The 13,737-nt window shown below is 69.8% G+C and carries 12 protein-coding genes and 1 pseudogene; 2 read left to right on the top strand and 11 right to left on the bottom strand.

The window, feature by feature from the left end; translation table 11 throughout:
• Positions 1-231 precede the first annotated feature (231 nt).
• A complete protein-coding gene (locus tag ITX44_RS19865; protein WP_205358639.1) occupies positions 232-942 on the bottom strand; it encodes a hypothetical protein in 711 nt (236 codons plus the stop codon).
• Between the two features lie 340 nt (positions 943-1,282).
• Here ITX44_RS19865 and ITX44_RS19860 point away from each other — a divergent pair, with 340 nt between their 5' ends.
• Complete coding sequence (locus tag ITX44_RS19860; protein ID WP_205358638.1) at positions 1,283-2,398, top strand: hypothetical protein; 1,116 nt, start codon at positions 1,283-1,285, stop codon at positions 2,396-2,398.
• Positions 2,399-2,463: 65 nt separating this feature from the next.
• Here ITX44_RS19860 and ITX44_RS43055 read toward each other — a convergent pair whose 3' ends face one another.
• Positions 2,464-3,045, bottom strand: a complete 582-nt coding sequence (locus tag ITX44_RS43055) for a transposase domain-containing protein (protein WP_372440953.1) — start codon at positions 3,043-3,045, stop codon at positions 2,464-2,466.
• Between the two features lie 109 nt (positions 3,046-3,154).
• On the opposite strand from ITX44_RS43055, the pseudogene ITX44_RS43215 reads away from it, so the two are divergent.
• Positions 3,155-3,860, top strand: a pseudogene (locus tag ITX44_RS43215) (ISAzo13-like element transposase-related protein); the annotation flags it as partial.
• A 22-nt stretch (positions 3,861-3,882) separates the two neighbouring features.
• Here the strand turns inward: ITX44_RS43215 and ITX44_RS19840 are convergent.
• The 9 genes from ITX44_RS19840 to ITX44_RS19800 form a co-directional block, all read right to left on the bottom strand.
• The gene (locus tag ITX44_RS19840; protein ID WP_205358634.1) at positions 3,883-4,998 is read right to left on the bottom strand and encodes a hypothetical protein; all 1,116 of its coding nucleotides are present in this window, start codon (positions 4,996-4,998) and stop codon (positions 3,883-3,885) included.
• On the bottom strand, positions 4,995-5,873 hold the full coding sequence (locus ITX44_RS19835) for a thiopeptide-type bacteriocin biosynthesis protein (protein ID WP_205358633.1): 879 nt from the start codon (positions 5,871-5,873) through the stop codon (positions 4,995-4,997). The genes ITX44_RS19840 and ITX44_RS19835 overlap by 4 nt, the downstream gene beginning before the upstream one ends.
• A gap of 16 nt (positions 5,874-5,889) precedes the next feature.
• Positions 5,890-7,134, bottom strand: coding sequence for a lanthionine synthetase C family protein (locus ITX44_RS19830; protein ID WP_307795381.1), 1,245 nt, complete (start codon positions 7,132-7,134; stop codon positions 5,890-5,892).
• Positions 7,131-10,160, bottom strand: coding sequence for a lantibiotic dehydratase (locus ITX44_RS19825; protein ID WP_307795380.1), 3,030 nt, complete (start codon positions 10,158-10,160; stop codon positions 7,131-7,133). Before ITX44_RS19825 ends, ITX44_RS19830 begins: the two co-directional genes overlap by 4 nt.
• Positions 10,161-10,249: 89 nt before the next feature.
• Positions 10,250-10,438, bottom strand: coding sequence for an FxLD family lanthipeptide (locus ITX44_RS19820; RefSeq protein WP_205358631.1), 189 nt, complete (start codon positions 10,436-10,438; stop codon positions 10,250-10,252).
• Between the two features lie 82 nt (positions 10,439-10,520).
• Positions 10,521-11,684: a methyltransferase, FxLD system gene (gene fxlM, locus ITX44_RS19815; RefSeq protein ID WP_236061113.1), complete on the bottom strand. Its 1,164-nt coding sequence runs from the start codon at positions 11,682-11,684 to the stop codon at positions 10,521-10,523.
• 244 nt (positions 11,685-11,928) lie between these two features.
• A complete protein-coding gene (locus ITX44_RS19810; protein WP_205358629.1) occupies positions 11,929-12,813 on the bottom strand; it encodes an endonuclease/exonuclease/phosphatase family protein in 885 nt (294 codons plus the stop codon).
• Positions 12,814-12,889: 76 nt separating this feature from the next.
• Complete coding sequence (locus tag ITX44_RS19805) at positions 12,890-13,129, bottom strand: helix-turn-helix domain-containing protein (RefSeq protein ID WP_205358628.1); 240 nt, start codon at positions 13,127-13,129, stop codon at positions 12,890-12,892.
• Complete coding sequence (locus ITX44_RS19800; RefSeq protein WP_205358627.1) at positions 13,126-13,428, bottom strand: hypothetical protein; 303 nt, start codon at positions 13,426-13,428, stop codon at positions 13,126-13,128. The genes ITX44_RS19805 and ITX44_RS19800 overlap by 4 nt, the downstream gene beginning before the upstream one ends.
• Between the last annotated feature and the right edge of the window lie 309 nt (positions 13,429-13,737).

Below are 13,737 nucleotides of genomic sequence, written 5' to 3'. Positions count from 1 at the left end.
TCGGCACCCGATCCCCCGTCCACGCATCGGGCCCGCGGGTTCTGATAAGACCAGGACCCGGCGCCAAGGCATGACGTCTCTCCGGCGCGCCGGTCAGCCCACGGCTGCACACCCGGACGGCGACGGCGTGCAGGCTGAGGGAGATTTGCGGCGTACGGAGCCGTGGGTAGTGGCGGGAATGGCCACGCAGTCGGCGCCGGGGGGAAGCCGAGTGCTGCGGGCCTTTGCAGGTCATGCCTTGGCCGCGACCTCGTCCTGCTGTTCTGTTTCCGCGGTTTCGGATGCGGCCGGCGCCGACCCGGCGGTGGCGGTGTAGTAGACGGACCGGCCCTGCCGCTCGCGCGCTGCCAAACTGGCGGCTACCAAAGATTCCAACGACTGGCGCACGGCCTGCGGCGTGACAGCGTGCCCCGGGTCGGCCTGGGCCAGCGCCGCAACGACTTCGCCGGCCGAACGGGGCTGACCGAGACTTTGCAGCAGGACGGCTCCCACACGCTCCCGCAGCGACGGCTCGGTGTTCTTCGCGTCGCCCTGCGCAGTCTTTGCAGGGGCCTTGGCGCGCGCGGACCGTGCCTCGGCAGTCGAAGCGGCTCGTTTGCGAGGGGTGGCAGCCGCCTTTTTGTGTCCGCTCTGCTTGCCTGCACCTTTCCCGTTCGCGGGAGCACTAACGGCCTCAGGAGCGGGGGCAGCATCCCGCTGTTGCGGCAGAGCCGTGTCCTGCGAGGCCGGATCCGCCGCTGCGTCGGCTTCCTGCGTGTCGGAGGCGTCGGACTGTGCCCCTGCAGACGCAACCTGCAGGCCTACCAGGTACGTCTCGTCATCCTGGAGCTGGGCCAGGCGTTCCTTGAGCCGCTCCTGTTCGGCGCGGTTGGTCTCGATGTCAGTGGCGATCTGCCGCGTGTACTGGCTTCGCAGAGGGATCGTCTCCGAGTCGACTTTCATGTCAGCTCACTTTCTTGCGTTCAACGTTGCTCCGGGATGTTACTCACACGAAGGCCCGGGAGCTTTCAAACGTCACCCGGCCCAGTGCTACGCGGTCAGCCCGTCATGGCAAGAACAAGCCGCCCACCCTGCTGTTATCGGAACCGCGGGCCAGGGCGTGCGGGTCCGCCACCTGGTTCAGCGGGTCTGCGGACGGCGGGTGTAGTGGTCGGTCAGGCGGCGCTACACAGGCGCCGGCCGGCGGTGTGGCCCGGCCACGGCCGGGCCACCCGCAAACCCGCCTGCCAACCGCGCAACCAGTCCCGTATCCTGACCCGTTGCCCACCTGGAGGTAGTGACCATGGCCGGTCTGATGGACCCGCTTACCGAGGATCAGTTCGCGCTGCTCGACATCGTGTGGACCGTGTTCCACGAACGGGACCGGTTCCCGGGCTTCTTCTATGTCGACCACATGATGCGCGAGCAGGAACGCGACGCGACGCAGACCCTGATGAGCTTCCCCGCAGTCGGCCAGCACCTCGTGGCGTACGGCTATCGCGCCGTGCACTGGATGAGCATCGGCGCCATGCCGGACCCCAACGGGCCTGTGCAGGTGACAGCGGCCGGCCTATACCACCTGCACAACCAGTCAGACGCCTTACGACGGGACGACGGGTTGGTGCAGGGCCTGCTCGCTTTTATGTCGCAGATCACCGCGCAGCGGCAGAAGATCAACAACAACCCCTTCGAGATGCCCAACGTCGATGTCGACCTCCGCACGGTGGACGCCCTCCTCGGCCGTGACGAGGAGTTCTTCGAGCGCCTGGCCCTAATCGCGCAGAAAGAGTGGCCAGGTCTCAACTACAACACCCACTCCTTCACCGGCAGCATGGGCCAGCTCTACAAAGCGGACTTCGTACGCTTGGACGACTACCTCGCCGCCGTCAGCGCTGCGCTCACCCGGCCCGAGCCGCCTCCGGCGGCCATGACGGTCACAGACCCGCGCTCCCTGGCGCGCGCCCTTGGTCACCTGGACGTGACCTGCGAACTCGTCCTCCACCGTGCCGTGGTGCCGCGGCCGTCGCTTGAGCGCTCCAGCACCCTCGTGCTGGGCGTCGACGACCAGGAAGGCTACAACTACGGCCTGGCCGTCCTCGCCGACCTGCTGCGTGACTTCGACGTGCCAGGCAGCAAACCCTCGCAGGGCCACAACCGGCTGCCTGGCTGGCTGGCCGGCGAGCTGCGCGGAATCGACCAGGACGCAGTCGTGCAGGCCGTACAGCTCCTCGACCAGGTCCGCATCGTCCGCAACAACGCGATCCACCCGAATTCGAGCCCGGACCTGGAGGCCGCGCACCGCGCCCTTGGCCTGCCCTGGCCGGTCCGTGACCACGCGGCGGCGTGGGACAGCGTCCGTGGCAACGTGGAGAAAGCTGTCAACGTCCTGCAGGAGACCATCCAGGCCGCCCGGCCCTGACCCGACCCTACGCGCGCGCACGGCCCGCCGTCCGGGGGCGGGCCGCGCTGCTGTTGCTCAAGGCGCTACGGTCTTGCCGGAGCGGCCGGTGCACGCGCCCTTGGGATGCCGAGCCAGCCAGTCCAATCGCCAGTTCCCGCTTGCCTCCGCTGAATCCGCCCACCACCGCATCGACCTGCGCATGCGTGCCGCACTCGGTCAGCGTCACCACCCGCACCTGCGGGAAGGCCGCCGGCTGCCCGTTCTTTACCGGGCCGCCGAACGCGGCCCGGTTGGCCGCCGTATCCGGCGCGTCCAGCTACGAACCCGTCCACTGCGGCCAGCCGCATCCCGCGGTAGAAGTAGCCCTCCAGACCGGCGGGGGCCAAAGGGCTGGCCAGCTCGCGGAACACGGACTCAAGGACCAGCGGCCCCAGACGCCTTCGCGCCCGCGTGAACGAGGACTTGTTCGGAATGCTCCCGCTCAACACCCCAATGGCGCCCACCAGCTGCTCCGCCACATCGTCATAGGAATCCTGCTGGAACAACGCCAGGGCAAGCGTGAAGTAGACCATGAACCCGGCCGGCAGTGCGCCGGGCTTCTTGTCCCGCACTCCGCACTTCTCCAGCACCCCGGCGACCAGTTCCGGGGTCACCCATCGGGTCACCACACCCACCACCCAAGGATGCCTGCCGAGCCCAACGACCCCGTTCCTCCAACGTCACTGGGAACTGCTTGACGAGCTCAAGCAACGGCATTGGCCCGGCGCCTCGAAGTGGAACAAGATCGAGCACCGCTCTTCTCCCACATCACCATGAACTAGCGCGGCAGGCCCCTGACCAGCGACGAAGTCATGCTCCAGACTGTTTCCTTGACCACCAACTGCACCGGTCTGACAGTGCACGCCGAGCTCGATAGCAGGGAGTACCCCGCTGGCATCCGCATCAGCAACGCGGCCATCGCAGCCCTGCAGATCACAAGGCACCGAACTACGCCCTCCACTCCGCGGATCACCCACCGTGTCCGGACCTTCCCCGGCAACACGGGCGGTTAGCCGAAGGCTCTCGCCCCCTCACGGTCCAGGATCTGCGGCACCCCGAGCTGACCGGCATGTCCCGAAAGCGACTCAGTGACCTGACCCGCACTTTGATCCCCGCGCTGGAAAAGCACCGCGAACAGTTCCGCCACGCAGCCCGGGGCGGACCACGCGGCGTCGCCCGCAGCACGGGCCGCAAACCCCCACTCACTCCCGCTGCGCAGATCCCGGCTACCACCCTCTGCCTGCAGAAACACACTCTTCAGGAGCTCCCCGGACAGCTCTTCAACACTGCCATGACCATCAGCCGTGCAGTCAAAGATGTCCGCTCGCTCCTGGATGCCCACGGTGTCACTATCCCCGCCTCCACAGCCCGTTTCCGCACGCCGGACGACATGGCCAGATTCCTTGGCCCCGACCAAACCAAGATCAAACCAGCATGTTGATTCCCGGCAAGCCCTTAACGAACTACCGGTAGCTGCGCTGAGCCCTTCGCAGGTTCTGGCGGATGACCTGATCGCCGACGCAAACCGCCTCCATCAGCTCGGTGAGGAGCCCGCCTGGAAGGGTTCCGGCACCCAAGGAGCAGTCCTTGACGAGCTGGCGATAGCCGGTCCTCCAGCCGGGCTGAGCGGCGGCGTCGAAAGCGAGGCTGGCCAGGCATTCGCGGGCGGCGTACCCGTCGGTTGTCGCGGTGCTGCGACGGTGGAGGCTCTCGGCGATCCGGTACGCGGCGGGGTGCTCGGCATGACCGATCGCGTCGAGCATCGAGAGCCCCAGACGCGTGGTGAAGACCGTCATCCCAGGTTCGGCGGGCATCCGTTCGTAGACGTCCGCCAGTCCGTCGAGGTCGTCCTCCACGAGCTGGCCGAGGGCGCGGTCGCAGAACACGGCGAGCGTCATGGTGACGGCTTGCTCCCACGGGTCTCCGGGCGCGGTGCCGGCCAGGAGCTCGGCGGCGCCATGGGCGTCGCCGGAGGTGAGCGCGGCCAGGACCGCGACCTGGCGGCCGTCCAGCATGCGCTTGCCGACTCCCCGGTGCTCCTTGATGTGGTCCAGGGCATCGGCCCATCGGCCGGCGGTGGTGAGGGCGCGGGTTCCGTCCGCGATGAGGACGCGCCAGAGCCACGCGCGGACCTCCTGCTGGTCCTGCGCCGTCGTGGTGAGGGCGGCCGGTACGTCGATGTTCTCGACTCGAGCGGCAACCCCGGCGGAGACGGATTCGTAGAGGGCGAGGAGGTGACGGCGGCCTTCGTCATGGCGGCCGGCGCGGATCAGCAGCCGAGCGAGGTTGACGACCGGCTCCAGGGCGCGGATCACGGTCGCCCCCGGCTGGGGGCAGGCATGGAGGTAGGCGGCGGCGTGCCGGTGGCACAGGTCGCTCGCCAGGTCCGAATCGCCGACGTCGGAGGCGAGGAGGGCGGTCTGGTTCAAGACGGTGGAGGCGACGCCGCTGTCGCCTCGTGTGACCGCAGAGTTGGCCAGGCTGGTGATGGACACGACGCGCTGCGGGAGGGGCAGGCAGGTTGGACGCCAGCGGGCGATGAGCGGGAAGCGCTGGGCCAGGGGGCCGTGCGGGTTCACACGGTCCCCCGGGGAGCAAGGGGAACGGGGGAAGAGACGCGGGTTTCTGCTGGTTCTGTGCCGGAAGGCACCGTGGCGTCGGGGCCGAACACGACGATCTTGGCGGTGGCCGCGAGGACGGCCTGGGTGTCGTAAGGCAGGCCGATCCGGTTCCAGGCGAAGAGCACGTGGTGGGCCAGGATGCCGCGTAGTCCGCGGTGCAGCGCTCCGGAGGCAGCGAGTTGCGCCAGTTCCTGCCCGGCGGTGGTGTAGGCGCGAGCCCACCCAGCGGCGTGGGCCAGGGGTCCGTCCTCGCGCGTCTGGTCTTCCGCGTCCACCGTGATCAGTCGCTCCACAGCGGCCTGCAGTCGGTTGAGGTGGCTACCGGCGGTCGTGGGCAATACCCGGTGTTCGGCAACTCGTGCCCAGACGTCGCCCTGCTCGTACCAGTCCAGGCCGGCGGACCGCATCAGGATGCTGCACAGCATGACGGACATCTCCCTCCGGTGGCCGCCAGCGGCCTGGTCGGGGCCTTGGAGGTGGGCCAGCAGGCTGCGGCTGTCGCGGTGGAAGAGGCGATGAGCGGCGGCCATGGCTTCGACTCCGCCGAAGGCGTGCACCTCGGGTTCGTAGATGGCCGTCGTCCAGCCGGCGATATGCCCTGCAGCCTCCAGCGCGTCCAGCTCCCGGCCGACGCGGGCGGTAGCGGCGGTGCCGGCGGCCAGGTAGCGCACTCGCCAGCACGGGCGTTTACGGATGAGGAACCATGCGTTGACCGCGCCTTCGTCCTCGACAGCGCACAGCAGGGGGCTGAGGAAGGTCAGCGCGGTTTGCTCGGCACGACTCCACTCGGGGAAAGCGATGTTGACCTGCTGCCAAGTGGGGGCGTTGTCCATCAAGGTCTCCAAGTGGTCACGCGAGGGCGAGAACGGCGTCCCAGTGCGGTGCGGTTGCGATTCCGGTGCCGACGATGTGCAGCGCGAGGGCCGCTCCGGCGGCGCCATCGAGGAGTTCGGGATCGTGGTCGGGCTGGTCCAGCGCGACGATCAGGCGGTCGGCCACGCGGGGAAGCTCCGCGATGATCGCGGGGCTGTTCGTCTGGTCGGCCATCCGCCAGGCGGCGTGCAGCAGACCGGCCGTACCGTGGCACAGCCCGATCTCGGGAACCCGGTCGAACTGCTCCTGATCGCGCAGGGCCGCCAGGATCGCGTTCTCTGCGACCTGAACGCGTGCGGGATCGCCCAGCGCCAGGCCGGCCAACTGCTGGGCGGGGGCGGTACCGCTGACGCCGTAGCACCACGAGGGCCGGGGCCGCAGCGCGGGATCGATCCTCCCGTCGGCGGCCTGCTCGATCGAGATGAGCCCTGGCCACCACGGGCCGGTCTCGTCACCCTGGCGCCACCGGTCGGTCCAGGCACAGATCCGCGCGACCGCTTCCGCCGTCCCCGGCACAGCCACGCCGCGCAGTAGCGCCAGCGACATCACGGACAGGGCCGAGCCGATGCCGTGGGAGAGTCCGACGTTGCCGTGCCCTTGGGGGTACTCGGAACTCGGTTCGCCGTTGGGTGCGACGCTCGTCCACCACGGCGGCAGCGCGTCTCCGTCGGTCAGCGGGCAGGTCAGGCGTACCAGGTAGGACAGGACGTCGCGGGTGATCTGGTGATCGGGATGGCGGCTGAGGTGGTAGGAGGCGAGGCCGGACAGGCCGCGGATCAGGTCGAATTCGGCCATGGGGACGCGCTCGGCGCGGTCGATGCGCGCGTGAGCTGCGGCCAGGTGATTGCGGGTGACGGTGAGGGTCGCCTCGTCCAAGCGGGCGAGGAGGCCGCCGTACCGGCCCGTTCCGCTGTGCGCGAGGTGCGTGACGAACGCGAGCGCCGGGGCGCCGAAGTACAGGTTCGCGTTGGACGCCGCGCTCACCTCGCCCTGGACGGATGCGGCCAGCCAGGCGTGCGCGGTGCTCCACTCGCCTCGCCCGGACCGGGCCCGCTCGATGTGCAGCAGGGTGATGCCCGCTTCGCCGCCAGCCAGGGACTGCGGCCACGATCGGCCACCGGGCGGCCGGCCGCCGGACCACACCCGGCTCGGATCGGCCAGCGTCTCGGCGACGTGGTCAGCCGCGTCCAGCGCGGCGGACGCGGACTCGGTGGTGATCACGATGTCCTCTTCTGTCGGGCCGTCCAGCTCAGCGCGGCGGCTCTGGCCAGGTGCAGGTGAGCGCGTTCCTCGGGCAGTCCAGGCCCGCTCATCCGGACGTGATGCAGGTGCAGCAGATCGGCGAGCACGTCCGGCGGGCGAAGCGTCCCGGAGCGCTCCAGCGCAGTGCGGTAGGCGGCCAGTGCCGTGCGGCGGGCGGCCCAGCTCACGGTGACGCGCGGGTCGAGGCGGGTGCCGGTGGTCGGATTGACCAGGGCGACGGCTTGGTCGTAGACGGTGCGCGGGGGCGCGGTCTCGGCGGTGCGGGTGCGCTCGATCAACCAGTGCATCGCCTCGTCGGCGCCGCCGATCAGGCCGACAGCGATGTCCACCAGACTTGCGGCGGTCACCGCGCGCACGTCGTGGGCGCCCTTGCCGGCCTGCGCCGCCAGTTGGGCTTGGGCGGCGGCCGAGTCGGCGGTGAAGTAGTCCTCGGCCGCGTCCATCGCCGCGGCGCCGCCGAAGCGCGCGGTCTCCGGGTAGTAGGTGTCCCAGCCCGCGTGGGTGATCAGGCCGTCGTGGCGAAGCCGCCGGGTCCACGCGCCGACCTGCTCGACTGCGGAGCCGAGGGCGCCGGGCGGGAAGGACAGGCGGACCCGCAGGTGTTCGTCGGGGTTGCGGTAGCGGACGAACCACCAGCGGGTCGCTCCCAGCTCATTGAGCAGGGACGGCAGGTGGCGAACAAGGAGGGGGTTCTGCCGGTCGGGATTCCCGTAGAGCTTGAGGTAGAGACGGCTGTCGCAGCCCGGCAGGTGGCCGTCCTCGCGGCTGACCGCATATCCCGGCCACCGGACCGGGGCGACAGCCTGACCGGTGGCGGCCATGGGGATGACGACCTCGTGGGCGCGCCCGCCGGTCCATCCCAGGTCCGTCGGCGTCGGCGCGGTCCGCAGCAGCGCCTTGCCGTGGCGTTCCAGGTGGGTCCGCAGCAGCGCCCGGTGCGAGGGCTCTGTCAGGTTCAGGCTCACGCACTGGTCGCCGTCGCCCAGGTATACGCGCTCGGGCAGGAGGGCATCCCGCCGCCAGCTTGTCAGGGCCTGCTCCCACTGCGGCCACGACGCCGTGGTGCCGGGCATCTGATCGGCGTCGAGTATCCAGCGGGCCGGAGAAAGGACCGTGCGCCCATAGCGCAGCGCGGGAAGGAACGGCAGGGCGGACGCGGCGCCCCAGGAGAACCCGGCGCAGGGGGCAGCCAGCGCCACCGGCGCCTCAAACAAGAACCGCGCCAGCGGATGGGTGTGGCGGGTCAGGTCCACCGCATTCAGCAGCATCGTGTGCACCGGGCGGCGGCGGGAGAGCGAGACCAGGTGCAGCCGTTCGGCGTCGGCGGTCACCGCCAAATCCGACACGGGAACGAGGCCCGCGTCCGGGTCGCGGTACTCACTGAGCGAGATCATCAGCTCTGCGGCCCGTGGGGCGCGCGCGACGTTCTCAGCGCGCACGTACAGCGGGGTGGTGCTGATCTGCGCGAGCAGCGCGCCCCGGTACACGCCGGGTATACCCGCGTACAGGTCGGTCATCCGGCGGCGGTCCTCGGGGTCGAACAGGTGCAGGAAGCGCCCGGTGGTCGCTCCGGCCGCACGTGCCACCCCGGTGACGTGGAGCGTGAAGTCGCCCTCTTTCAGGCTGGCCACGCTCGCGGAGTGGACGCGCACGGTGACCTCCGTGCTGGGCTGCACTGGTCGGTGCGCATCCACGACGCACAGCTCCGCGACCGACGCGTCATCGAGCTGGACTTCGAGGCGGCGCCGCATCACGGCGGTGTGTGCGAGCTTCAGCAGCCGTCTGTCCCGGTCGGTCACCGCCTCCTCTGCCGGGGTGGCGGTGGACCCGAGGTAACCGGACGGGTAGCCGAGCATGGCGACGGCGTCGAGGACGGGTACCACGGCGGTCGGTCCGTAGCGTTCGAGGAAGCGGCCATGCCAGGCAGCCCACCCCGGGCTCAGCACCGGCCGCACGGCCAGGCGGGTCAGCGCTGCGGCAGCGGACTCCGCTTCCACCGCGACCGCCTCCGGGATGACCAGATCCCAGTCCAGCCGCAGGTCAAGGGCGAGCATGGGTTTGGCCGCCGGAAGGAGCCGCGTCATCGCGGCCGTCGCCCGTGCGCGCTCGGCGTCGGCCGCTGCCGGATTGTCGGTCGCGGCATCATGCCGTGTCAGCGCCGCCGCGATCTCACGCAGCCCTGCGGCGACCTCGGCCGCGCCCGCCTGCTCGGTCCGCCTGACCAGGGCTGGGAGCGGGTCCGGCGCTGTCATCGCGGGGCGCAGGTTAGTGAGGAGGAACCGCTGTTGCACCAGGCCCGCGAGGAGGTTGTCGATCACGTCGCGCGGGGCGGTGGGAAAGTCGGCGGAGAGCTTTTCGGTGAGGTCCGTCCAACGGACGGGTGTCCGAGCGCTGTCCAGGGCTGCCCGGACCGGCGCGGTCGCCCGGATCTGCACCTGTACGGGAGCACCGTCGCTCGCGCCGTGGGGGCGGTGTTCGAGCCCCAAGTGCCCGTCGTGCTCCGACGCGAGGTCGTTCGCGAGCAGAACCAGGTGGGACCGCAGCTCGCCGCCCGCCTCTAAATGTTCGATGAGGGACGTGATCCATGCCGCATCGGTCCTGGTCGTCGTCCGGTGCGCGTTGCCTGCCCGCAACGACGGGGCGGCACTGATCCGGGCGGCCTCGACGCCGGCGAACAGGCCGAAGGGGGTGGCGCGGGTGCGGGCCCGCAGCAGATAACGCAGCACGGCGAGTACGGCACGGCGAACGGTGGGCTGGGGCATGGACGGGCCGGCGCAGATGCGGCCCACTTGCGCTGCCAGGTCCGGGCTGGCGGTTGCAACTGCGGTCGCGAAGCCAGGTATCTGCCAGACCTGCTCGAGCCAGGTCTGCCACGACGCGGTCGCGCTGTGCGGGTCGAGCAGCTCCGGCCAAGGCACGCCCTGGTACTCGTCGGACCAGGCCGTCGCCCGGACCACTGCTCCGTCAACGTAGCGGTACAACACCCCTCCTGTGGCCACGTGGCGTCCGGCCGGCCCGTACCTCGGGTCGGCCGGACGCCACGGTCATCGCGGTCCTGTACGAGCGAGCGCTACTACGGGCAGCTCACGCACGCGGTGGCGCACGTCGAGTTGCAGCCGTCGTTCGTCATGCGGATGAGCTGGTCGGCGGCGGGGCCGCCCTCGACGATGGTGACGTCGAGTTCCCACTCGGAGCCGGGAACCTCCTGGTCTCCGGCGACCGACTGCGCGGGGGCGACCGGGCGATCGAGTTGGACGGTCATGTCTCTCCTCGGTAGTGGCTGGTGGTGCAAGAACCCGCGGCCCGGCCGCGACACGGTGCTTGTGCGGCCGGGCCGCGGGGGTCTAGTTCCAGGAGACGGTGACGGTGCCGTGTCGCTTGGGCACGGTCCCCTGGGGCAGCGGGGTCGGGGCCGGGGTCGGCAGGTACCGGAAGGTCGCCGCGCCCCGACGACGGTGGTCGCGGGCCCAGGTCCGCAGCAACTCCGTGTAGTGCTCCGCGAGGGATTCGGCCTGCGGTCCGTGTGCGATCACGCCGCTCTCGAGGCCGCCGGTGTCCTCGTTCTCCCGCCGGGTGCGGTAGGCGATGCTGCCCTCACTGACGAGGGCCGGCACTCCGAGCAGCGCCGGGGCCGCGACGACCCCTTGGTCGATGACGTGCTGGGCCGCGTGCAGCCGGGCGGGCTCGGGGAGGTTGAGGGTCAGGTACAGCTCCAGCTCGTCCGGCAGGTCGTAGGCCGCTCCGGACCAGCGCTCTAGCCGCGGCTCGTTCAGGGCCTGGTCCAACGCCGTGGTGTTGAGCACGACCCGCGGGTCGTCGGTCTGCAGAGCGATGCCTTCGCGTAGCAGCACCTTGCGCTCCTCGGCCGCGCCCTCGCCCTGCATGGGCACGAACCGCGCGAGACAGTAGGAGCGACTGAGCAGCCCGGTGCCCTCACGGTCGAACGCGACCGAACGAGTCAGACCACACACCGTCAACGGGACGACGATCCGACCCTGTTCGGTAAGGTCGCTGATCCACGCTGGGGGGATGTCCCATGCGGCCGCGGTGACGAGGATCCGGTCGTACGGTGCGCCGTCCGGCACGCCGGCCTCGCCGTCGGCAAGCACCACCTTCACCCGGTCGTAGCCCGCGTCCGTCAGGCACGCACTCGCGCGGTCCGTGATGTCCTTGTCGATGTCGGCCGTGGTGACCGAACCCTGCGGGCCCACGATTTCCTGGATGAGTGCGGCGTTGTATCCGCCGGACCCAATTTCCAGCACCTTCATGCCGGGCTCGATCTGCGCCTGCTCCAGCATCACCGCCTGGAGGTGGGCCGCGGACATCACGCTGATCTCCAGACCGTGCTCGTCCCGCTTGGCCACCACGGTGCCGTTGGGGGCGTAGGAGGCTTCCAGCGTCGCGTCCGGTGCGAACCGGTGACGGGGCACTGCGGCGAAGGCGGCGGCCACCGGCTCGGAGGTGATCGCGCCTTGGCCGCGCAGTGAGTTGACCATGGCCGCACGCATGGCGGCGGGCTCATGAATATTTGAGTCGCTTACAGTAGTCATTCGGTTACCGTAGTTCCTTTGGTGATCTGCTCGCCTCGGCTCGGCGATCCAGGAGCGGTGATGGCGAGGTCTCGGCGGGGGAGTGACGCAACGTTGGTTTCGCGCCGGGCGGGGTTGCTGTCGGGCGGCCGCGCCATGCATTGTCGCTGCACGGTGCCTCCTCGCAACGGGTGGAGTGGGAGGTCTGCGGTGGGGCTGGCCTTCATGCGGCCAGGTGGAGGTCCATGAAGTGCGGCAGGTGATCGGACAGGTGGAAGCTCTCGTCGAACGGGTGGGTCCACACCGTGACGGGCTCCATGCCGACCGTGAGCCCGCGGTCGATGGCCCACGGGACTCGCTCGTTGACGTAGTAGTGGCCCACGGTCGGTGGCCGGGGGATGCCCAGCACGTGGTGCGGGTCCTGCCAGCCGGAATTGAGCAGGACACGGATCGCGCGCTGGTCCGTGTCGCCGAACGAGCCGTCCGGTAGGACGAGCCGGTAGCAGCTGTGCAGGTTCCTCGGCACCGCGGCCCAGCTATCGGGCTCCCGATCCGGCGTGTTGAAGTCGCCGATCGCGACGGCCCTGGAAGGCATGCCAGGGAACGCCCCACCGCTGTCCGTCAGCCAGCCCCGGACCTCATTGAGCCGAGCCTCGCCGTTGAAGGGGTTCAGGTGCGTGCTGAACACCGTGAAGTCCGCGGCCGGGTCGTCGCCGGCCGCCTTGGGGCGGAACCGGGCGCGGATAAGCGCGTGGTGGAAGACACCCACCCCGCGCAACTGCCAGTGGACGAGCCGGACGGACGCCGGGTTGTACAGCAGCGCGGTGGCATTCTTGCCGTCCCCGACACGGGTCTTGGCGAGGGTGGCGACCTTCATGCCCAGCGTGCCCGTGGCCAGGCGCAGCAGCCGCTGCTCGTGCTGGCTCCAGAACGTCGCCTCCGGCAAGCACAGCACGTCCGGGGCGCAGGCGGCTATGAGGTGAAGTTGGTCGGTCAGGCGCGCTTCCGACTCCCTGTCCACCCCGCCGTTCAGCAGGTTCCAGACCATGAATCGCAGGGTGCGGGGCGGCGCGGCGGGGATCAGCACGTCAGGTACGGCCGTGGTCACGGTGGTGCGGCTCCTCGGTGTGTGGTCACAGCAAGCTGCTGGCTCAGAGGCCGTGGTATTCAGGCGTTCCGGGCGTCTATTGCCGCTTGCGCTCAAGAATGACGAGAGGGCAGTTGAGGGCTTGAGCGATCTTTGCGAGGTTGGCCGGGGTGGCGTTGCGCCAGCCGGATTCGATCTCGCCCATGAGCTGTTCGCTGATGCCAATCCGGCGGGCGAGTGCGCGTTTGGTCAGGCCTGCCTTTTTGCGTGCCCAGGTGATGGCTTCCGGTTCGTGGTCCAGCGTGCGAGGGCGGGTACGTGTGCGGGTAGCGGTCATTGCGCGGGCTCTTCGGGGTTCCAGGGGTCGTCCACCTGCCAGGTGTGGGCGCCGTGGTGGAACTCGTACTCGGAGCAGGTCTCGTCCTGGCCGGGACCGGTGATCGGACAGTTGGGCAGGACGAGGACACTCTGGGGGCCGGCGCCCCGGCTCCATCGGGTCCACGCGCTGGTGGTCGCGGTGGTGCCGACAACGAATGCGTAGTGATCGCCGGTCCGATGTGCCTGGAGGGTGCAGCGCACGTCCTGGATTTCGATGGGATCGATGTCCTGCCGGTTGGCGTACCTCGTGGCCGTCAAGGCGAGTGGGTTGGATAGGGTCGCGGGCTCTCCGCAAATGGGCGGACGGTCTGCGTGAGGGTGTTGCGTTGCGGTCGTGCTGGCCATTGCCGTGAATTTGGTCCTTCGATTTGGCGGCGTGGGTCGGACAAGCCGGTGGTGTCAGCCCGAGGAGGCCCGCGGGACAGGATTTCGCGGGTCTGGATCGCGTCCTGGCCCAGGGATGTGCTCTCTCCGGGCGTCATACGGTCCCGCGCGGTAGGCAGTCCTCGACTTACCTCTCTCATCAGTGATTCGGCGGAGCCCGCCCCGGCCAGCGACCGGTCCTCC

Origin of the sequence: Actinacidiphila acididurans (genome assembly GCF_016918855.1) — a bacterium.
GTDB classification, from domain to species: Bacteria; Actinomycetota; Actinomycetes; order Streptomycetales; family Streptomycetaceae; genus Actinacidiphila; species Actinacidiphila acididurans.
Note: the sequence above shows the minus strand (reverse complement) of the source record. Positions and strands in the feature narration are given on the sequence as shown.